A 22,028-nucleotide genomic window follows, 5' to 3' on the forward strand; every position below is an offset into this window, starting at 1 on the left:
GTTTTTTTCTTTATGCCTGAATTTTGTTTTAGACGTATTGATGATGTCATTTTTCTATAAGTTTTTTGGCACATCTTTCCGATAAAAATGATGATTGATAAGAGGTGGTTTATGAATCAACCTTCTTCAAGATCAGGTTTAACGACTTTTACCGTAATTATTATTGGGTTATTGGCGTTATTCCTGCTAATTGGAGGTATTTGGCTCGCTACACTAGGCGGTTCAATTTACTATATTGTAGCTGGAGTCTTACTTCTCATTGTTGCATGGCAACTCTACAAGCGCGCTTCTGCTGCTTTGTGGGTTTATGCCGCATTAATGCTAGGTACTATTATCTGGAGTGTCTGGGAAGTTGGAACAGACTTTTGGGCGCTTGCACCACGTTTAGATATATTAGGTATTCTTGGTTTATGGTTATTGGTTCCGGCTGTAACTCGTGGAATCAACAACCTTGGATCAAGTAAAGTTGCCTTATCTTCAACTTTAGCAATTGCAATCGTGTTGATGGTTTATTCTATCTTCAATGATCCGCAAGAAATTAATGGTGAAATCAAGACACCTCAACCAGAAACTGCTCAAGCCGTTCCGGGCGTTGCAGAGAGTGACTGGCCTGCTTATGGTCGTACTCAAGCTGGTGAACGTTATTCTCCATTGAAACAGATTAATGACCAGAACGTAAAAGATCTGAAAGTTGCCTGGACATTCCGTACTGGTGATTTCAAAACAGATAATGATTCTGGCGAAACAACCAATCAGGTTACACCAATTAAAATTGGTAATAACATGTTTATCTGTACGGCTCACCAGCAATTAATTGCGATTGATCCAGCTACAGGTAAAGAAAAATGGCGTTTTGATCCGAAACTTAAAACGGATAAATCGTTCCAGCATTTAACTTGTCGTGGTGTAATGTATTACGATGCAAACAACACAACTGAATTTGCGACAAGCTTACAAACTAAAAAGTCGACTTCAACTCAATGTCCACGTAAAGTCTTTGTTCCAGTCAATGACGGACGTTTAGTTGCTGTAAATGCTGACACAGGTAAAGCATGTACTGACTTTGGTCAAAATGGCGAAGTGAATTTACAAGAATTCATGCCATATGCTTATCCAGGTGGTTATAACCCAACATCTCCAGGTGTTGTTACTGGTTCAACAGTGGTTATCGCCGGTTCAGTTACGGACAACTATTCAAATAAAGAGCCATCTGGTGTGATTCGTGGATATGACGTAAACACTGGTAAGCTTCTTTGGGTATTTGATACTGGTGCAGCAGATCCAAATGCAATGCCAGGTGAAGGTACAACCTTTGTTCATAACTCACCAAATGCTTGGGCACCTTTAGCATACGATGCCAAACTTGATATCGTTTATGTTCCAACAGGTGTAGGTACTCCAGATATCTGGGGTGGTGACCGTACCGAGTTGAAAGAACGTTATGCGAACTCTATGTTAGCGATTAACGCTTCAACAGGTAAATTGATTTGGAACTTCCAGACAACCCATCACGATTTATGGGATATGGACGTACCGTCACAACCATCTTTGGCAGATATTAAAGACAAATCTGGTAAAACTGTTCCAGCAATTTATGTCTTGACCAAAACAGGTAATGCCTTTGTTCTTGATCGTCGTAATGGTCAGCCAATTGTTCCTGTAACTGAGAAACCAGTTCCACAAACAGTTAAACGCGGACCACAGACTAAAGGCGAGCATTATTCAAAAACTCAGCCATTCTCTGATTTGAACTTGGCACCACAAGATAAATTGACTGATAAAGATATGTGGGGTGCCACTATGCTTGATCAGCTTATGTGTCGTGTGTCATTCAAACGCCTCAATTATGATGGTATTTATACGCCACCATCTGAAAACGGTACTTTAGTTTTCCCTGGTAACTTAGGTGTGTTTGAATGGGGCGGTATGTCAGTTAACCCTGACCGTCAAGTTGCTGTAATGAACCCGATTGGTCTGCCATTCGTGAGTCGTTTAATTCCTGCTGATCCAAACCGTGCGCAAACTGCAAAAGGTGCGGGAACTGAGCAGGGTGTACAGCCAATGTATGGCGTACCTTATGGTGTTGAAATCAGCGCATTCTTATCTCCACTTGGTTTACCTTGTAAACAACCTGCTTGGGGATATGTTGCTGGCGTAGATTTGAAAACTCATGAAGTCGTTTGGAAAAAACGTATTGGTACAATTCGTGACAGTTTACCGAACTTGTTCCAGTTACCAGCTGTAAAAATTGGTGTTCCTGGTTTAGGTGGTTCTATTTCTACCGCAGGTAATGTCATGTTTGTTGGTGCAACCCAAGATAACTACATCCGTGCGTTTAACGTAACGAATGGTAAGAAACTTTGGGAAGCGCGTTTACCGGCAGGTGGACAAGCAACACCAATGACTTATGAAATTAATGGTAAACAATATGTTGTAATTATGGCCGGTGGTCATGGTTCATTTGGTACAAAAATGGGCGACTATTTAGTGGCTTATGCATTACCAGATAACAAATAAAAGTTTGCTATCAAAAAAGCCCGGATTTATCTGGGCTTTTTTTATGTCAATTTAGATTAAAGCTTATCAATAAAACCGTTATTAAATATGCAAAAAAAGCATTTTATTGATGAATAAAAGCTCGCTATGCTATCCGCCTTAATAATGAATCTACTAGCCATACGCCATGTATTTATATACCGATTTCGATCAGCAGCTGATTAATCAACGAGTTGCTCAGTTCCGCGATCAGACAGAGCGCTATTTAGCGGGCAAACTTTCTGAAGATGAATACCGCCCATTACGTTTGCAAAATGGTTTATATGTGCAACGTTATGCACCAATGCTACGTATTGCTGTGCCGTATGGCTTAATGAACTCAAAACAATTACGTAAAATTGCTGAAGTATCAACTCAATATGACCGTGGCTATGCACACGTATCTACGCGTCAAAATATTCAGCTAAACTGGCCTGCACTTGAAGATGTACCAGAAATTTTAGCTGAACTCGCAACTGTACAAATGCATGCCATTCAAACCAGTGGTAATTGTATTCGTAACACGACTACTGACCAGTATGCAGGTGTAGTTGCTGGTGAAATTGCTGATCCACGCCCAACATGTGAATTGATTCGTCAGTGGAGTACATTCCATCCGGAATTTGCATTCTTACCACGTAAATTTAAAATTGCCGTTTCTGCACTTGAAGAAAAAGACCGTGCAGCAACAGCATTCCACGATATTGGTGTGTATATCGTGCGTAATGATGCGGGTGAGATGGGCTACAAAATCATGGTGGGTGGTGGTTTAGGCCGTACTCCGATTATTGGTAGCGTCATTCGTGAGTTTTTACCACGTGAAGATTTAATTGCTTATTTAGAAGCAGTTTTACGTGTTTATAACTTGCATGGCCGTCGTGATAACAAATATAAAGCACGTATCAAAATTCTGGTTAAAGCATTAACGCCTGAAGTATTTGCACAGAAAGTTGAAGCTGAATTTGAACATACACGTAAAACATTAAAAATTCAGCCAGAAATCTTGAAAAAATTAGACGAAGAGTTCACTCCGTTTGATTATCAAGATTTAGAAGATGAAGATTTTACAGCTTTATTTGCTGAGCATCCAAAATTCAAACAATGGTTCAATATCAATACGCATGCACATAAAGTAAAGGGCTATCGTATTGTTACGATTTCTTTAAAACGTGCAGGTATCGCACCGGGCGATATGACCACTGAAGAAATGAACTTCATTGCAGATCTCGCTGATAAATATACGTTTGGTGAACTTCGTACAACTCACGAACAAAACATTGCTTTAGCAGATGTACCTCAAAAAGATTTGTTCGATGTATGGCAAGCGCTTGAACAACACAATATGGCACGTGCGCATATTGGCTTTATCACCGATATTATTAGCTGCCCGGGCGGTGATTTCTGTTCACTTGCAAATGCGAAATCAATACCTATTGCTGAAGCGATTACACGCCGTTTTGAAGATTTAGATAAAGTTTATGATCTTGGTCATTTAGACTTAAATATTTCTGGCTGTATGAATGCTTGTGGCCACCACCACGTGGGTAACATCGGTATTTTAGGTGTAGATAAAAAAGGCGCTGAGTTCTATCAAATTACATTAGGTGGTAATTCAGACCATGATGCTTCAATTGGTGACATCTTAGGACCATCATTTGCAGCAGAAGCCGTGCCTGATGTCATTGAAGAAGTATTAAATACGTATCTTGATTTACGTATTGAAGGTGAGCGTTTTGTTGATACATATCGCCGTGTAGGAATTCAACCATTTAAGGAGCGTGCATATGCTTAATACAGCTCTACCTGTGCTTTATAAAGATGGCACGATTGCAGATAATACTTATCAAATCATTGCTGAAGATGGTGCGATTCCTCAAGGTGACGTTGTTTTAACAACAGCTCAGCTCGATCAACTGGCTAACATTCAAGGTAAAAAAGCTTTGTATGTGACTGTGAACGATTCACCAGAAGATCATACATTCCCACTTAGTGAACTTGATGCAATTTTTATTGAGTTCGCAGGTTTCGGAGATGGGCGAGGTTATTCATTTGCTGCATTATTACGTCGCCAAGGTTTCCAAGGTGAACTACGTGCAACAGGTGATGTATTTAAGGATGTCCTAAATTACTTAAAACGTTCAGGTTTTGATAGTTTTGTCATTAAAGAAGGTAAAGATGTGCAAGAAGCTGCTGCTGGTTTGCAAGACTTTACTCACCCTTATCAAGCTTCAACAGCTGTGCCAAAAGCAAGTTATCAAACTGGCGCTTAAATCGCTTCTAAGTGAAAAGGCTGAACTCAGGTTCAGCTTTTTTTATAAATAATTTTTTAAATAAATGAATTGAAGAATAAGAATGTTCGCTTTAATTTCAAAAATAAATCCTGGTGCTTGGTGGTTAATATTCGCTATTGCGACAGATGTACTTTCAACATTTTATTCAGCTAAAGGCAATGGATTAGTTAATAAAACTGCTCAGGGAATTGCTCTAGTTTTATATATTATCTCTTTTGCATGCGCTGCTATTGCTTTGAAATATATGCAAGCTGGAATTTTATATGTGTTGTGGTCTGGGGTGGGGGTATTGGCGACCGCTTTTCTCGCAAAGATTTTTCTTGGGCAAAACATTGATGTAGCAGGATGGATTGGGATTGGTTTTATTACAGTCGGCTTAATGATTATTGCGCAATACTCTAATATCGATGTTTAAAGCCCTTATAGAAATACTGAGATCTCTATAAGGGCTAAAGACTTAAGTATCTAACTGGCAGTTAACCATCCACTTAACACCAAATTGATCAGTAAAAGCACCATATAAAGCACCCCAGAACGTTTGTTCTAGTGGCATTTCAATTTTGCCATTTACAGATAACGCATCAAAAAGCTGTTTTGCCTTTTCTTGCTCATCTTTTTCAAGGTTAATTGCAATGTAATGATTATTGCCCTGAGTAAATACACTATTCGGTGTACAGAATTGATCAATGACATCTGATGCCATGAGTACCGTGTATTCATTAATCGGCAGGGAAACATGAAGCACTAAATTTTTTTGAGCTTCGGATAACGTCACACCGTCATTAGACGGCATATCGCTATAGCGGCTCAGCATGGCAAATTCACCGCCGAATACTGATTTATAAAAATTAAAAGCTTGCTCTGCCTGGCCTTGAAAATTGAGATAGTGATTGAGTTGCATTGTTATTGTCCATTGTTGTTTTCATTTAGAAGAATAAGTTAAAACGGAAAAAAGATTTTGTGGGTCATTTTTTGTAGTTTTTTCATAAAAAATCCCACCGAAGTGGGATTTTAGAAAGGTTTTAATTAAAGAATTTCGATGGCAACAGCTGTTGCTTCACCACCGCCGATGCAAAGAGCAGCGACACCCTTTTTACCACCAGTACGTTTAAGCGCATGAATAAGTGTAAGAATAATACGAGAACCTGTAGAACCTACTGGATGACCTAGGGCACAAGCACCACCATTGATATTCACTTTCTCTGCATCAAGTTTGAAATCATCAATTGGACACATGGTAACCATAGCAAATGCTTCATTAATTTCCCAAAGGTCAACGTCCTGAGCATTCCATCCAGCTTTTTTAAGAACTTTCTCGGTAGCACCCACAGGAGCGATGGTAAATTCTGAAGGATGCTGAGAATTTGAAGCTGTCGCAATAATTTTAGCAAGCGGTTGTAAGCCACGTTGTGCTGCAACTTCACTTGATGTTAACACCAATGCAGAAGCACCATCAGAAATAGAACTCGCATTTGCTGCGGTAATTGTACCGTCTTTTGCAAAAGCTGGTTTAAGTGAAGGAATTTTATCAATCTTCGCATTTAAAGGTTGTTCATCTTGGTCAACAATCACATCGCCTTTACGTGTAGAGACAGTAACAGGGACGATTTCATCTTTGAAATAGCCTTCAGTAATTGCAGTTTGAGCACGTTTTAAAGAACGAATCGCAAAGTCATCCATTTGCTCACGTGTATAGCCACGTGTATTTGCCATATCTTGAGCAAATGAACCCATTAAACGACCTGTTTCAGCATCTTCTAAACCGTCGAAGAACATATGGTCTTTAATTTCGCCATGACCCATACGGTAACCAGCACGTGCTTTGGGTAATACATAAGGAGCATTAGTCATTGACTCCATGCCACCTGCAACCACAATTTCAGCACTGCCTGCTTTGATCATGTCTGCTGCTTGCATCACGGCTTTCATGCCTGACCCACAAAGCTTATTAATCGTCACTGCACCTGTAGAATCAGGTAAACCAGCTTTACGCATCGCTTGACGGGCAGGGCCTTGTTTTAAACCCGCAGGTAGTACACAACCCATAATGACTTCTTCGACATCAGTAGGTTGCAAGCCTGCTCGTGCGATTGCTTCTTTAATTGTTACTGCACCTAGTTCAGGAGCAGTTAGACCAGATAGTGATCCTTGAAAACCACCCATAGCAGTACGAGCACCATTAACAATTACGATGTCAGTCATTGTTGTAATCTCCGATTGTTCTTTATCTCAAATTAAGAAAACATTAAAACTTAAGCAGTATATTGCAAAATGAGGGATGTATTGGTCTCGGCATTAGACTGTAGAGTTCTAACAATTTTTTAATTCTTCGACACGTACATGCCCCATTTTGCTAAGAACTAATTTAAAATTTTTAAGCTGATCATAAGAACAGTAAATAAAACTACCATTAGACTCGATTGGAAGTCCCGAGCTTCCTTGAAAAATAATACTATTTTGTTTTTTACCAAAACGTTGTAATTTCATAGAACCATAAGTATGGTTAAGATCTATAGAGGTTAATAATTCTTCATTTAAATCATGCTGTAGATTGCGGTTACTATCTACGAAGCTGATTAAGTGTTTATTCCAATCTGTATTACAGATTACCTGATCTGAACTTGGACACAGAACAATGTTCTTATGCTGAATAATTGCGTCCGATTTGGCTTTTTGTATATGAATTGTGAGTACACGCGAAGTATTTTTTAATTCTACAGATGCCATAAATTGATGGTATAAAGGAATGGCTATAACTGACATAATCACAAGAATTACGAAGGTTATAGATAGCTCAACTATAGTAAAACCAGGAGATCTAAACATTAAGAAACCTTAATATATGTATAAATAGAGCAATTTTATGTTTTCTGACAATGATTTATATTATTTTTTATAATAAGGAAACACAAAATTAAATAAGGGTTATCAGTTGGCTAGAATACTGGTAAAATCACCGCAAGCGAAACAAAGAAGTTGTTCATATTTGCTAGTTGAGTAAAAAATTACCGAATTACAACGGAAATTGTAAGTAATTTTGTCAATAATTTACTTGATTAAAATTATCAAGCACTTGGAAAGTTTATCAAGTGTTTGTATGATTCAAATGTGAATAGCTTAAAAATAATACTGGGGTAAAAATATCTCAGGGGCCAATAAATTTAGGCTGAGCTTGAACAACAATTGTTATCTCTGGAGGATATCCATGAAATTGAGTCGTATTGCACTTGCTACTATGCTTGTTGCTGCTCCATTAGCTGCTGCTAATGCTGGCGTAACAGTTACTCCATTATTGCTTGGTTACACTTTCCAAGACAGCCAACACAACAATGGCGGTAAAGATGGTAACCTAACTAACAGCCCTGAGTTACAAGACGATTTATTCGTTGGTGCAGCTCTTGGTGTTGAATTAACACCATGGTTAGGTTTCGAAGCTGAATATAACCAAGTTAAAGGCGATGTAAACGGCGCTTCTGCTGGTGCTGAATACAAACAAAAACAAATCAACGGTAACTTCTATGCTACTTCTGATTTAATCACTAAAAACTACGACAGCAAATTTAAGCCGTATGTATTGTTAGGTGCTGGTCACTACAAATACGACTTTGATGGCGTAAATCGTGGTACACGTGGTAATTCTGAAGAAGGTACTTTAGGTAATGCTGGTATCGGTGCGTTCTATCGCATCAACGATGCTTTATCTCTTCGTACAGAAGCTCGTGGTACTTATAACTTTGATGAAGAATTCTGGAACTATACAGCTCTTGCTGGTTTAAACGTAGTTCTTGGTGGTCACTTGAAGCCTGCTGCTCCTGTAGTAGAAGTTGCTCCAGTTGAACCAACTCCAGTTGCTCCACAACCACAAGAGTTAACTGAAGACCTTAACATGGAACTTCGTGTGTTCTTTGATACTAACAAGTCAAACATCAAAGACCAATACAAGCCAGAAATCGCTAAAGTTGCTGAGAAGTTAACTGAATACCCTAACGCTACTGCACGTATCGAAGGTCACACAGATAACACTGGTCCACGTAAGTTGAACGAACGTTTATCTTTAGCTCGTGCTAACTCTGTTAAATCAGCTCTTGTAAACGAATACAATGTTGACGCTTCTCGTTTGTCTACTCAAGGTTTCGCTTGGGATCAACCGATTGCTGACAACAAAACTAAAGAAGGTCGTGCTATGAACCGTCGTGTATTCGCGACAATCACTGGTAGCCGTACTGTAGTAGTTCAACCCGGTCAACAAGCTCAATAATTTGAGTTTCTGAACAGTAAAAAAGCGACTCGTTAGAGTCGCTTTTTTTATTGCGATTTTTAAAATATTTTTTCATTTTATATCTCCTTGATAATCTTTATTGAGTTAATTATTTATAGATAAGTTTTTACCAAACACCTTTTCTTAACAGTTGTTTGGTGTCTTGTCGTTCTCTACGATGTTGTGCACGAGGTTTTTCTGTCTCATGCATGCCACCTTTTTGAAGTAAAGGTGACAGGGCTACGTGATTACGAACCTTAATTTTTGGCATTTCTTTAATTTTCATGTTTTAACCTTTAATACATAAAACTTGTTTAAGTGTATGGACGACTTCAATAAGATCTGACTGATTTGCCATAACCTCATCTATGTCTTTATAAGCACTTGGAATTTCATCGACAACGCCACTGTCTTTACGACATTCAATACCTTGCGTTTGCTCAATTAAGTCTTGTTGATTAAACAGAATCTTAGCTTTGCTTCGGCTCATTTTACGTCCAGCACCATGAGAACAAGAGCAAAAAGATTCAGGGTTAGCTTTTCCTCTAACAATATAAGAACGTGCTCCCATAGAACCTGGAATAATTCCTAACTCATCTAAACCTGCTCTAATCGCTCCTTTTCTGGTAACTAAAAGATTTTCACCAAAATGGGTTTCTCGACTTACATAATTATGATGACAATTAATCGCTTCTTTTGTCATTTGAAACGAAGGTAGAAGAGGGCGAATTGCTTCTAAGACTAATCGCATCATTTCTTTACGATTTTCAAAAGCATATTCTTGTGCCCATTCCACAGCTTCTACATAATCATTAAAACTGTTTGAGCCTTCAGCAAAATAACTTAAGTCTTTATCAGGTACATGTCCAAAGCGATGTTGTGCTTCTTTCTTGGCAAGTTCAATAAAATAAGTACCAATGACGTTACCCAGTCCTCGGCTACCTGAATGTAGCATTACCCATACATCTTGATTTTCATCAATACATAACTCTATAAAATGATTACCACCTCCTAATGTGCCTAATTGTTTTTGCCAAGTTGCATCAAACTGCCGAAGCATGCGAACTAGACCTGGATGTTTTTTTACAATCGGTTGTAAACACTTTTCGAGCGGAATAATACTCGACGCTTTAGCTTTGACCTGTTTATGCAAAGCAAAACCGACAGGTACTTTACGTTCGATTGCATCACGTAATCGACTTAAGTTATCAGGAAGTTGTGAAGCCTTTAGACTCAAACGAATTGCATTCATTCCACAACCAATATCTACACCGACTGCTGCTGGAATAATGGCATGTTTAGTCGGGATGACACTTCCTACAGTCGCACCTTTTCCTACATGAACATCTGGCATAACAGCAATATGTGAGTATATAAATTGCAGCTGTGCCATTTTCTTGAGCTGTTCGATACTTTCACTATCTATATCTTGAGTGAAAATTTTAACAGGGACACCATAGAGTGCCTCTTCGTTTAATATTTTTTGTATGCCCATAATTTTTCTCTTATTTTTCTGTCCGAATAGGCATAAAAAAACCTAGCGAATGCTAGGTCTTAAATTCGAGCATTCGGACAAGTGAATTAAATTTGTACACTTGTCCGTGAGCTGACATCGTGCCAAATCGTTACTGTGTTTTACCTTGTAGTGTTGGCATGATGTCCTCCTTTTTTAAAAAGTGCCGTTGAAAATCTGAACGGCATTTTACCTGTTTTTAACTAAAGATCAAGTTTTTGACGTTTAGATAGTTTTAATTGACTCTTTAAACTTACTATTAATCTTGCTCTGGTTTTACATCCATTTGGTCATAAGGGATTAATTTAGTTTTATTTTTCCATTTATATCCGAGCCAAATTACTAAGAATAACGGTATGCTGATATAGGTGGAAAGTAAGCCCATCCAGTCAATTTTTCCGCCCAAAACAGCTTGATAGTTTTGTCCAAGAATAATGATAGAACAGAGAATAAAGGCAAACCAAGGTGCAAATGGGAAAAACTTAGCGCGGTAAGCTAAATCTTCTAATTTATAGCCTTGAGCAATATAGCCTTTACGGAAACGATAATGTGAAATTGCAATGCCTAGCCAGACAATAAAGCCACACATCCCTGACATATTCAGTAGCCAGTTAAAGACTTGTTTTTCACCGATAAAAGTCGTTAAGAAGCAGAAAGCAGCAATAAATGTAGTCGCATATAAGGCATTCATTGGAACACCACGATTGTCGAGTTTGGCAAACCATTTCGGTGCACGACCTTGCTGAGCCATATCAAATAACATACGGGTAGAAGAATACATGCCCGAGTTACCTGCTGACAAAATAGCAGTCAAAATAACTGCATTCATTAGGCTTGCAGCAAAAGCAAAGCCTACTTTTTCATAAAGCAAGGTAAAAGGAGAAAGTGCAACATTTTCTGTTGTTGCGGCTTGCAATAGGTTTGGATCATCGTAGGCAATGAGTGTGCCGATAATGAAAATACACAACACATAGAATAATAAAATTCGCCAGAAAATCTGTTTAATTGCCAGTGGAATTGTTTTCTTGGGATCTTTTGATTCGCCCGCAGCAACACCCACCATTTCAGTTCCTTGAAATGAGAATCCTGCAATCATGGCAACCCCAATCATGGCCTGTAAACCACCTACAAAAGGTGCATCTTTGTAGGTCCAGTTGCCGAATGTCGCCACTCCAGGTGTCAACATCACTTTAATAATCATGGCAATACCAATGATAATGAAGGCAACAATAGCGATAACCTTAACCATTGAGAACCAGAATTCGCTTTCGCCAAATCCTTTTACACTCATCGCATTAATCATAAAAATAATGACGAGGAAGAGCGCACTCCAATAGAACCCAGGAATATCTGGAAACCAGAACTTCATAATAAACTGTACTGCAACGAGTTCAAACGCAACCGTGATTGCCCAGTTATACCAGTAGTTCCAACCTAGTGCGAAACCAAAGCCTTCTTCCACATAGCGACTGCCATAGGTGAAGAATGCGCCAGATGTCGGTGTATGAGTTGCAAGTTCGCCCAAGCTGGTCATTAAGAAATAAATCATAATACCAATGAGGGAATAGGCGAGTAACGCCCCACCTGGACCTGCATTTGCAATGGTTGAACCAGAAGCAAGGAAGAGACCTGTACCAATGGAACCACCAATGGCGATCATATTCAGATGACGAGCCCCAAGCTTTCGCTGGAGTTTTTCAGGAGCATGTGTTTCGCTCATGGAGATTCCTTACATAGTTTGTTATGCACAGGCATATAACACCTTAAAGCCTTGTAGATCAGTTTTAATCTCACACTGACCAAAGTGCTTCTCGATTAAGATCGGATAGTTTAAAAAACGGTTTGCTACAATCCATAGCTCACCTGATGCCTTTAAATGTTTTTTAGCGTTCTGGCAGAGTCCTTCACTTGCATCGTAGTTGGTATGAATACCTTGATGAAAGGGGGGATTACTGACAATGGCATCAAGTTCTGTTGGGGCGTCTGCAATTCCCGTAACGGGCTGCAATCTCAACTGGTCTGAACCTATTCCATTTCGACTAAAAGTCATTTCCGTTGACCGTAAAGCGAAGGCATCAATATCTAGGGCATGAATAATATTACTTGAATTTACTTTTGCCAAATAGCAACTGATAATTCCCGCACCACACCCGAAGTCGGCAATTCTACCTGATTTCACCTGATTTAGATAAGGGAGTAAAACAGCAGTTCCGACATCTAGATGATTTTGACTAAAAACGCCAGGTAGCGCGCAAATGGTAAGTTCTTGTTCATTTGCTTGAACAGTATAGGTTTTTAACCAGCTTTCAAGAGGCTTGATTTTTTCAGTTTTTTCAATTTTTAAATGCCATAATTGACAATGGCGTGCACTATCGAGTTTAAGTATCTGGCCAAAACTTTGTAATTGTTTAGCTGCTCTTTCAACACCGCCTTTTTTCTCGCCTACTAGAAAAACTGATTGATCAGCCTTTAAATGGCTCATCACTACATGCAATATATAGTTTAAAAGCTCTTTTGATTTAGGCACAAAAATTAAAGCCTGATCAAATTCTTGTGATGGAAACTCAACTGAGAAATGTGCTGGGGTACCTGTATTAATGAAACCTTGGTAGTCGGCATAATTCCATGTCCAGACTGAGGCATCAACCGCAGTAGCTAATTGACTGACTAAGGCATCATTGGGTGCATTAATCAACAAGAGTCTACCTTTTAAATAGTCTTGCTGTCTTAATACCACTTCACTTCTAGGATCCATGTACATCTCTCATGAAGAAGAATGCCCAGTGGAAACTGGGCAGTAATCAAAAAATTAAAAAATAGGTTATTTGTGGGTTTCAGGCAGAACAATATTTAAAATTAGTGCTGCAATACCACCTGTTGCTACACCAGAACTAAAAATATTTTTAAATAACTCTGGCAAGTGCTCCAAAATTTGTGGAACTTGGGCAACACCTAAACCGAGTGCAAGTGAGATCGCAATAATTAAAAGTGCGCGACGATCGAGATGGATAGATGAAAGAATGTTAATGCCTGAGGCAGCAACTGCACCAAACATTACCATAACTGCTCCGCCTAATACTGCCTGTGGTACAGCTTGTATTACACCCGCTACAGCTGGGAATAGCCCTAATATAATGAGTAAAGCTGCAATCCAGATCCCTACGTAACGACTAGCCACACCCGTGAGTTGAATAACACCATTATTTTGGGCAAAAACAGAACTAGGGAAAGTATTAAATAATCCTGCAAGTAAAGAGTTTGCGCCATTTACTAACACCCCACCTTTAATGCGTTGCATCCACTGAGGGCCATCTACAGGTTGGTTTGAAAGTTTGCTGGTTGCTGTGACATCACCAATTGCTTCTAATGAAGTCACCAAATAAATGAATGCCATTGGAATAAATAAGCCCCATGAGAAGCTTAAGCCAAAGTGCATTGGTGTTGGAATTTGAATGACTGGGGCGTCTTTTAGACCAGAGAAATCTAAATAACCCATGAAGCCGGCAAGAATGTAGCCAATAACTAAAGCAATCAAAATAGCTGAGCTTTTAATCCACACTATGCGTATGCGATTTAAGACAATAATGATGGCAAGAACTGTACAAGACATTATAAGGTTATCGGAACTTGCAAAAGTATGATCTTGCATGGCTTGATAACCACCACCCATACTAATCAAGCCTTCCTTAATAAGTGTCAAGCCAATCAGAAGTACAACAATACCTGTCACAAGCGGAGTAATCAGTCTTTTTACCCATGGCAGAATTTGTGAAACACCCATTTCAATAAATGAACCAGCAATCACCACACCAAAAATAGCAGCCATAACTTGATTTACTGGCGTACCTGCAGCAACCATTGCACTACCGATACCAATAATTGGTCCAATAAAGTTAAAGCTTGTTCCTTGAACAATGAGTAGACCTGCACCGAAAGGACCAACTTTTTTGCATTGTAAGAAAGTTGCAATTCCTGAAATGACCAAAGACATGGATAAAATCATGTTAGTTTCGGTACGTGAAACGCCCAAAGCTAAACAAATGAGAAGTCCAGGTGTAACAATCGGGACAATAATTGCAAGCAAATGTTGAAAAGCTGCTAGAAAAGCCACGAAGGGTTTTGGTCGGTCATCTAGTCCATAAACGAGGTCAAGATGGTCTTGTGATGGTTGATTGGACATGGGGGTAAGTACGCCGCAATTTCGCAAATTGGCGCTATTCTAATCGAGATACCTATCTTTACAAAACGAAATACAAGCTATTGGGAAATTTTTTTGTCAATGTCAATAAACTGTCACTACTCAAGAGTAGTGTTTTTCTGTATAATTTGCCCTCAAATTTCAGGCGTTTCTAATTTTCATGTCAGATATCAAAAATCTCCGTAATATCGCAATTATTGCGCACGTCGACCACGGGAAAACCACACTTGTCGATAAACTACTTCAGCAATCAGGTGCTCTCGGTGACCGAGCAGGCGAGATTGAGCGTGTCATGGACTCGAATGCGCTTGAAAGTGAACGTGGTATTACCATCTTAGCGAAAAACACTTCTATTACTTGGTTGGATAAGCGTACTGATACAACTTACCGTATCAACATCGTGGACACCCCGGGACACGCCGACTTCGGTGGTGAAGTAGAACGTGTTATGTCGATGGTTGACTGCGTATTACTTCTTGTTGACTCTCAAGAAGGCCCAATGCCACAAACTCGTTTTGTGACACAAAAAGCCTTTGCTCGTGGTTTAAAACCAATCGTTATTATCAACAAAGTTGATAAACCAAGTGCGCGTCCAGACTGGGTAATCGATCAAGTGTTTGATTTGTTTGATAACCTTGGTGCAACTGATGAGCAACTTGATTTCCCAATCGTTTATGCATCAGGTTTACGTGGTGTAGCGGGTCCTGCTCCTGAAGAACTTGCAGAAGATATGACTCCGTTGTTCGAAACGATTGTAGACATCGTTGAACCACCAGCGGTTGACGTTGATGGTCCATTCCAAATGCAGATTTCATCACTTGACTATAACAGCTTCGTAGGCGTTATCGGTGTTGGTCGTATTCAACGCGGTTCAGTAAAATTAAACACTCCTGTTACTGTAATTGACAAAGATGGCAATACACGTAACGGTCGTATTTTAAAAATCATGGGTTACCATGGTTTAGAGCGTATTGATGTTGACTCAGCATCTGCTGGTGACATCGTATGTATTACTGGTATTGATGCACTTAACATTTCTGACACGATTTGTGATCCGAAAAATGTTGAAGCATTACCAGCTTTATCTGTAGATGAACCTACAGTATCTATGACTTTCCAAGTAAACAACTCTCCGTTTGCTGGTAAAGAAGGTAAATTCGTAACTTCACGTAATATCCGTGAACGTCTTGATCGCGAATTAATTCACAACGTAGCTTTACGTGTTGAAGATACTGACAGTCCAGACCGTTTCAAAGTATCTGGCCGTGGTGAACTTCACCTTTCAGTTTTAATTGAAAACATGCGTCGTGAAGGTTTTGAAATGGGCGTATCACGTCCACAAGTAATCATCAAAGAAATTGATGGTGAAAGACAAGAACCTTACGAAAACGTAACGTTTGACGTTGAAGAACAGCATCAAGGTGCTGTAATGGAACAAATGGGTCACCGTAAAGGCGAAATGACTAATATGGAAGTTGACGGTAAAGGCCGTATCCGTATTGAAGCGACTGTTCCTTCACGTGGTCTTATCGGTTTCCGTTCTGAATTCTTGACTATGACTTCTGGTACAGGGATCATGACTTCAAGCTTCTCGCATTATGGCCCTGTTAAACAAGGTACTGTTGCGAAACGTCAAAACGGTGTGTTGATTTCTATGGTTCAAGGTACTTGCTTGGGCTATGCATTGTTCAGCTTGCAAGACCGTGGTCGTTTGTTCGCTAAACCACAGTTAGAAGTTTACGAAGGTATGATCGTGGGTATTAACTCTCGTTCAGACGATATGGTTGTAAACCCAACTAAAGCGAAACAATTAACTAACGTTCGTGCATCTGGTACAGATGATGCTTTAACTTTAGTACCAGCAATTGAATTTACGCTTGAACAAGCGCTTGAATTCATTGAAGATGACGAGTTAGTAGAAGTTACTCCAAAATCAATCCGTATCCGTAAGCGTTACTTGACTGAAAACGAACGTAAACGTAATCGTGATAAATAATTTTCCTTAAATGAAAAAAGACAAACCGCTAAATTCGTTTAGCGGTTTTTTATTGCTTACTGATAAAGCTGAAAGTAAACTTAAAATCATATTTTTCATGTAAGCAAATATGTTGTTAAAGTGTGAAATAGCTTTCTTTTTTTGAAAAAAATATTAAATTATCAATATCATGGCGAGTACTATCTAGACGGATAAGAGGCCAGTGAAAAAAGAAAAATATGATGTGTTCCTCCCCCCTACATCTGGAGATGTTTAGATGAGTATTATTCAAGAATTTAAAGAATTTGCCATTAAAGGCAATATGATGGATTTAGCCATTGGTGTAATTATTGGTGGTGCTTTTGGCAAAATCGTAGACTCGTTAGTAAAAGATATCATCATGCCGCTTATCACTGTAATTACTGGTGGTGGTGTTGATTTCTCGCAGAAATTTATCGTATTAGGTGCAAATCCTAATAATTTACAATCTCTAGATGCCTTACAAAAAGCAGGTATCAATGTATTAACTTACGGTAACTTCCTGACCATTTTAATTAACTTCCTGATTTTGGCTTGGGTTGTGTTCTTAATGGTTAAATTATTAAACAGACTTCGCCGTGATAAAAATGAGCCAGAAGCTCCAGCTGCAACTCCTGAAGACGTACAATTATTGCGCGAAATTCGTGATGAGTTGAAAAAGAAAGCTTAAGCAGATTTCAAATAAAAAACGGTACTTAGAGTACCGTTTTTTATTACATCTCATTTTATACTAGACTAGAGATATTGATAAAATTGCAAGGTCACAGTTAAGTTTAGCTAAGCATATTGAACAAGGAACATAAATTAATGAATCAGCTTTTTGTATATGGAACCTTATGTCCTAATAAAGCAAATGCTCATATTTTAGAGCAGATTGGTGGAAGCTGGACGAAAGCTAGTGTACGAGGGGTAATTCATATTTTAGATTGGGGCCCAGACAAAGGTTTAAAAGCGTTAGAGTTAGATTCGCAAGCAGATTGGATAGAAGGTTATGTGTTTAGCACAGAAAAACTTGCTGAAAACTGGCAAATGTTAGATGACTTTGAAGGCTTTCAATACCAACGTGTAATCGCTGATATAAAACTAGAGTCGGGGGAATATATTAAAGCCTGGACATATCAAATGAATGCACAGGCTAATACTTTTGAAAACGATAATTAAATTAATGAGTCCTAACGTAAGCTGCCCATTCGGAATTTAACTTCTAAAAGATGATAGCCAAACTGACTTTTGATAGGACCTTGTAACACGCGTTCAGCAGCAGTAAAAACGACTTTGTCGATAACAGGTACCAACTGTCCTTTTTTGACTTCACCAAGTTCTCCACCACGTTTTGCTGAATTGCAAGTGGAGTATTGCTTGGCAAGTTTGGCAAAGTCGGCCCCACTTTGTAGCTTCTTTTTTAGCTGTTCGGCTAAGTCTTTATCTTTGACTAAAATATGTCGGACAATTGCTGTTTGCATGTTGTCTTCCTCCAAAAAATTAAGGCTTTTTCAGCTTTTTAAGTGGTTGGCATTGTGGGCAAAATACACTGGCGCGTTGACCAAGTTTTAAGTTTTCTAATGTGGTTTCACAGTTAACACACATTTCTCCGGCACGACCGTATGCGAGCAATGTTTGCTGAAAATAACCATTTTCACCCATGGCATTGCTGTAGTCTCGTAAAGTCGAGCCGCCTAAATCAATTGCCGATTTTAAAATGCGCTTAATCTCGATAACCAGTTTCTCAATTTGTTGCATAGTCAAATCGCCAGCAGGCTGAGCTGGGTGAATGCCAACATTAAACAAGCTTTCGGTTGCATAGATATTGCCAACACCAACCACTACATGATTATCCATGAGTGCAATTTTTATGCCGACAGCTTTATTCTTGAGTTTGGAAGCTAAATATTCTGCATGAAAGTCAGTACTTAAAGGCTCTGGGCCTAAAGTATCGATGAGTTTGCCTTGAGTTTCAGGGTTAAGCCAAAGAATGCAGCCAAAACGACGTGGGTCGTGGTAATGTAACTGCTGATCTTCAAATTGAATAATCAGATGATCATGCTTTCTCAATTCATCGTTTGGTTGACACAGACGAAAGCTACCTGACATTCCTAAATGCCAGAGCATTTCATCTTGTTCAAACTCAGCCAAAATATATTTTGAACGACGATTTAATCCAATCAGGCGTTGCCCAACAAGTCTTTGAATATCATCTGGTATTGGCCAACGTAAGCTAGGATTACGTACTTCAACACTTAAAACTTTTTGATTCAATAAGGGAAATAAACTGGTTTTGGTGGTTTCGACTTCGGGTAACTCAGGCATGCCAACTCGCAGAATTAACAGATATACTGGATTAATCAAGTATAACGTGTGGTATCTAATATTTCAGAGAATACTATGTCAGATATTTTACCATTAAACTGGTTTCAACGAGAAACTTCGGAAGTAGCATATGATTTAATCGGCTGCATATTATGTAAGCGACAGCCTGATGGACAAGTTATCCGCTGTACAATTAGTGAAACAGAAGCTTATTTGGGTGTTCGTGATAAAGCCTGCCATAGCTACAATGACAAACATACCGCACGAACAGAAGTGATGTATCGCCATGGTGGTACCATTTATGTCTATTTAATTTATGGCATGTATGAAATGCTCAACATTATTACTCAAACAGAAGGTGTACCTGAAGGAGTAATGATTCGATCAGCATTTTTAAATGGTGCTTCAACCAAAAAAGAATATAAGCTTTTGGCTGGACCCGGCAAACTGACGCGTTATTTGGGCATTGATCGGACTTTAAAAGGCCAGACTTTAGGTGAAGAATCTGGACTATGGATTGAGGCAGCCACTACACAGCCAGAAGTGGTTTTAACGCCACGTATTGGAATTGATTATGCCGAGGAAGCAAAAGATTGGCCTGAACGATATTGCTGGAAAGATCATCCATCTTTGAGCCGATAACTCTTAAACTGGAAATCAATTTTTATATCGCAAAACGACTGTTCCAGATTTACAACAATGTAAACCGAATTCTATATCCAGACAAGACACTGCTTTTTGTTATCATAACTACAATATAAATAAAGGAAATAAGCATGTCCTTATTACGCTTAGACCGACTTCACTACTGTATTTTGATGAGTATGGGCTGTATTTCTAGCCCACTTGTTTGGGCAGAAGACTTAAATTCAGATGTTGCCAAATTGCCTACTTTACATGTGGAAGTAACGCGTACTGATACTACTTACTTACAAACACCTGCTTCGGTTTTTCGAATCGAGGCACCTCAGGCGGATAATTCTTCACAAGTGAATTTGACCGAAGTTGTGAAGGGGATACCGAGTTTGCAAATTCGTAACCGTGAAAATTATGCGCAAGATTTACAGCTATCTATGCGTGGTTTTGGTGCACGTTCTACTTTTGGTGTCCGAGGTATTCGCCTATATGTGGATGGTATTCCTGCAACAATGCCAGATGGGCAAGGCCAAACGTCTAATATCGACTTAAGCAGTCTGGATCATGTTGAAGTCCTAACAGGGCCTTTTTCTTCACTCTATGGAAACTCATCGGGCGGGACAATTTTAACTTCTACTAAAGAAGGACAAGGGAAAGACTCAATTGAGCTCAGCTATTCGGGTGGTAGTCACGATAAAAGCCGAGCAGGGTTAGTGCTACAAGGTGGGGCAAAAGGGGCGAATGAACCAAGTTATATTATTAGCTCATCATACTTCGATACCGATGGTTACCGAGAACATAGCGGGGCAGAAAAAATATTAAATAATGCAAAGCTCAGTTGGAATCTTGATGATGGTAGCAAAATCAACTGGGTGACTAACTATGTCAAAATCAATGCGGATGATCCGGGTGGTTTAACTCGTGCTGATTGGCAAAATAATCCGAAACAAGTTGTCCAAAATGTTCTGGATTACAATGCCCGAAAAGAAATTGAACAAACTCAAACGGGTTTAACTTGGTCTAAACCGATTAATGACCAACATGAACTTTATGCAATGACCTACGTGGGGCAACGTCAGGTAACACAATACCAATCGATTCCTGATACTGTACAGAAGAATCCAAATACACCGTACCAAGCTGGTGGCGTAATTGATTTTAAGCGTAATTATTATGGTGCTGATTTCCGTTGGACGGGCAAAGAGTTACTCCCAAATACTACTCTAAGCATTGGTGTTGCACTTGATGCAATGAAAGAAGATCGACAAGGTTATCAAAACTTTAATGATGCTGGTGATAAAGGTGTAAAAGGGGCTCTACGCCGTGATGAAGATAATACTTTGTGGAATATTGATCCATATGTACAGGCTTCATGGCAGTTCTTGTCTACATGGCGTTTAGATACGGGTGTACGTTATAGCAATGTCCATTACAAATCGAAAGATTACTATATTGTTGGTTTGAATGGAGATAATAGCGGTAAGACATCTTATGAAGAGGTGTTACCTTCAGTTGCTTTAAGCTGGCAAATCATTCCAGAAGTTTTGGTTTATGCAAGCTACGCAAAAGGCTTTGAAACGCCAACATTTACTGAAATGGCCTACCCTGCACAAGGTGGTGCAAGTACTTTAGATTTAAAACCATCGACAAGTGATACTTATGAAACTGGTTTAAAGTCACAAAATCAATTAGGTGATTTTACGTTGGCAGTTTTCCAAACAAAAACTAAGAATGATATTGTTTCAGCGGAAAGCTTTGGTGGTCGATCAACCTTCCGCAATGCAGATAAAACCTTACGTGAAGGCGTAGAGTTTGCATGGAATAAAAAGTTGTGGCGAGATTTAACAGCGACAGCAAGCTATGCCTATTTAGATGCAACCTTTGATTCTACTGTACCCGCAGCTGGGAAAATTTCTGAGATCCCAGAAGGAAATGCCATTCCGGGTATTGCCAAAAATCAGGCTTTTGTCTCTTTAGCTTGGCAACCGAGCCACGGCTTATATGGTGGTGTAGATGTACAGTATATGGACAAAGTATACGTGAATGATACCAACAGTGACGCAGCACCAAGCTACAGTGTAACTTCAGCAAATATTGGTTATGCATGGGATTTAGGTACTTGGAAAGTCAAAAGCTTTGCTCGTGTAGATAACCTATTTGATAAAAATTATGCGGGTTCAGTTATCGTAAATGATGGTAATGATCGTTACTTTGAGCCCGCTGATGGGCGTAACTGGAGTGCAGGTTTACGTGTAATTAAACAATTCTAGGAATTT

General features: G+C 39.2%; 20 protein-coding genes. 10 read left to right on the plus strand and 10 right to left on the minus strand.

Annotated elements, in window-relative coordinates; translation table 11 throughout:
* The first annotated feature begins 111 nt into the window (after positions 1–111).
* From J678_RS14420 to J678_RS14435, 4 genes are all read left to right on the plus strand, one after another.
* On the plus strand, positions 112–2,517 hold the full coding sequence (locus J678_RS14420) for a glucose/quinate/shikimate family membrane-bound PQQ-dependent dehydrogenase (RefSeq protein ID WP_031955776.1): 2,406 nt from the start codon (positions 112–114) through the stop codon (positions 2,515–2,517).
* A 166-nt stretch (positions 2,518–2,683) separates the two neighbouring features.
* Positions 2,684–4,327 carry a nitrite/sulfite reductase gene (locus J678_RS14425; protein ID WP_031955775.1) on the plus strand — a complete coding sequence of 548 codons (1,644 nt, stop codon included), beginning with the start codon at positions 2,684–2,686 and terminating at the stop codon, positions 4,325–4,327.
* Entirely contained in the window at positions 4,320–4,805 is a 486-nt protein-coding gene (locus tag J678_RS14430; protein WP_000935245.1) for a DUF934 domain-containing protein, read from the plus strand. Before J678_RS14425 ends, J678_RS14430 begins: the two co-directional genes overlap by 8 nt.
* Positions 4,806–4,887: 82 nt before the next feature.
* Positions 4,888–5,241, plus strand: coding sequence for a DMT family transporter (locus J678_RS14435; RefSeq protein ID WP_000457783.1), 354 nt, complete (start codon positions 4,888–4,890; stop codon positions 5,239–5,241).
* Between the two features lie 42 nt (positions 5,242–5,283).
* Here J678_RS14435 and J678_RS14440 read toward each other — a convergent pair whose 3' ends face one another.
* The 3 genes from J678_RS14440 to J678_RS14450 all read right to left on the minus strand — a co-directional run bounded on the left by J678_RS14440 (position 5,284) and on the right by J678_RS14450 (position 7,652).
* The gene (locus J678_RS14440) at positions 5,284–5,727 is read right to left on the minus strand and encodes a VOC family protein (RefSeq protein WP_031955774.1); all 444 of its coding nucleotides are present in this window, start codon (positions 5,725–5,727) and stop codon (positions 5,284–5,286) included.
* A 125-nt stretch (positions 5,728–5,852) separates the two neighbouring features.
* Positions 5,853–7,028, minus strand: coding sequence for a thiolase family protein (locus tag J678_RS14445; protein ID WP_031955773.1), 1,176 nt, complete (start codon positions 7,026–7,028; stop codon positions 5,853–5,855).
* A 108-nt stretch (positions 7,029–7,136) separates the two neighbouring features.
* Complete coding sequence (locus J678_RS14450) at positions 7,137–7,652, minus strand: GspH/FimT family pseudopilin (RefSeq protein WP_032027366.1); 516 nt, start codon at positions 7,650–7,652, stop codon at positions 7,137–7,139.
* Between the two features lie 379 nt (positions 7,653–8,031).
* On the opposite strand from J678_RS14450, the gene omp38 reads away from it, so the two are divergent.
* A complete protein-coding gene (gene omp38, locus J678_RS14455; protein ID WP_031955770.1) occupies positions 8,032–9,084 on the plus strand; it encodes an outer membrane protein Omp38 in 1,053 nt (350 codons plus the stop codon).
* Between the two features lie 127 nt (positions 9,085–9,211).
* Here the strand turns inward: omp38 and J678_RS23690 are convergent, their stop codons facing one another.
* The 5 genes from J678_RS23690 to J678_RS14480 all read right to left on the minus strand — a co-directional run bounded on the left by J678_RS23690 (position 9,212) and on the right by J678_RS14480 (position 14,777).
* Positions 9,212–9,370, minus strand: coding sequence for a hypothetical protein (locus J678_RS23690; protein WP_031955769.1), 159 nt, complete (start codon positions 9,368–9,370; stop codon positions 9,212–9,214).
* A gap of 3 nt (positions 9,371–9,373) precedes the next feature.
* Positions 9,374–10,579 carry an RtcB family protein gene (locus tag J678_RS14465; protein WP_031955767.1) on the minus strand — a complete coding sequence of 402 codons (1,206 nt, stop codon included), beginning with the start codon at positions 10,577–10,579 and terminating at the stop codon, positions 9,374–9,376.
* A 277-nt stretch (positions 10,580–10,856) separates the two neighbouring features.
* Entirely contained in the window at positions 10,857–12,317 is a 1,461-nt protein-coding gene (locus J678_RS14470; protein ID WP_031955766.1) for an amino acid permease, read from the minus strand.
* Between the two features lie 21 nt (positions 12,318–12,338).
* Complete coding sequence (locus tag J678_RS14475; protein ID WP_031955765.1) at positions 12,339–13,352, minus strand: class I SAM-dependent methyltransferase; 1,014 nt, start codon at positions 13,350–13,352, stop codon at positions 12,339–12,341.
* Positions 13,353–13,418: 66 nt separating this feature from the next.
* On the minus strand, positions 13,419–14,777 hold the full coding sequence (locus J678_RS14480) for a uracil-xanthine permease family protein (RefSeq protein ID WP_004885351.1): 1,359 nt from the start codon (positions 14,775–14,777) through the stop codon (positions 13,419–13,421).
* Positions 14,778–14,955: 178 nt separating this feature from the next.
* Here J678_RS14480 and typA point away from each other — a divergent pair, with 178 nt between their 5' ends.
* The 3 genes from typA to J678_RS14495 all read left to right on the plus strand — a co-directional run bounded on the left by typA (position 14,956) and on the right by J678_RS14495 (position 17,970).
* Complete coding sequence (typA, locus tag J678_RS14485) at positions 14,956–16,791, plus strand: translational GTPase TypA (RefSeq protein WP_004712053.1); 1,836 nt, start codon at positions 14,956–14,958, stop codon at positions 16,789–16,791.
* Positions 16,792–17,047: 256 nt separating this feature from the next.
* On the plus strand, positions 17,048–17,479 hold the full coding sequence (mscL, locus tag J678_RS14490; RefSeq protein ID WP_004885352.1) for a large conductance mechanosensitive channel protein MscL: 432 nt from the start codon (positions 17,048–17,050) through the stop codon (positions 17,477–17,479).
* 137 nt (positions 17,480–17,616) lie between these two features.
* On the plus strand, positions 17,617–17,970 hold the full coding sequence (locus J678_RS14495) for a gamma-glutamylcyclotransferase family protein (RefSeq protein WP_031955763.1): 354 nt from the start codon (positions 17,617–17,619) through the stop codon (positions 17,968–17,970).
* 11 nt (positions 17,971–17,981) lie between these two features.
* Here the strand turns inward: J678_RS14495 and J678_RS14500 are convergent, their stop codons facing one another.
* Both J678_RS14500 and mutM read right to left on the minus strand, forming a co-directional pair.
* Positions 17,982–18,272 carry a peptidylprolyl isomerase gene (locus tag J678_RS14500; protein ID WP_002051379.1) on the minus strand — a complete coding sequence of 97 codons (291 nt, stop codon included), beginning with the start codon at positions 18,270–18,272 and terminating at the stop codon, positions 17,982–17,984.
* Positions 18,273–18,291: 19 nt separating this feature from the next.
* Positions 18,292–19,116, minus strand: a complete 825-nt coding sequence (mutM, locus tag J678_RS14505) for a bifunctional DNA-formamidopyrimidine glycosylase/DNA-(apurinic or apyrimidinic site) lyase (protein ID WP_031955761.1) — start codon at positions 19,114–19,116, stop codon at positions 18,292–18,294.
* 75 nt (positions 19,117–19,191) lie between these two features.
* Between mutM and J678_RS14510 the strand changes: the two genes are divergently transcribed.
* Positions 19,192–19,758, plus strand: coding sequence for a DNA-3-methyladenine glycosylase (locus tag J678_RS14510; protein WP_031955760.1), 567 nt, complete (start codon positions 19,192–19,194; stop codon positions 19,756–19,758).
* A gap of 134 nt (positions 19,759–19,892) precedes the next feature.
* Entirely contained in the window at positions 19,893–22,022 is a 2,130-nt protein-coding gene (locus J678_RS14515) for a TonB-dependent receptor family protein (protein ID WP_031955758.1), read from the plus strand.
* The last annotated feature ends 6 nt before the right edge of the window (positions 22,023–22,028 follow it).

Source organism: Acinetobacter sp. 1424608, from assembly GCF_000588255.1.
Classification (GTDB): domain Bacteria; phylum Pseudomonadota; class Gammaproteobacteria; order Pseudomonadales; family Moraxellaceae; genus Acinetobacter; species Acinetobacter nosocomialis.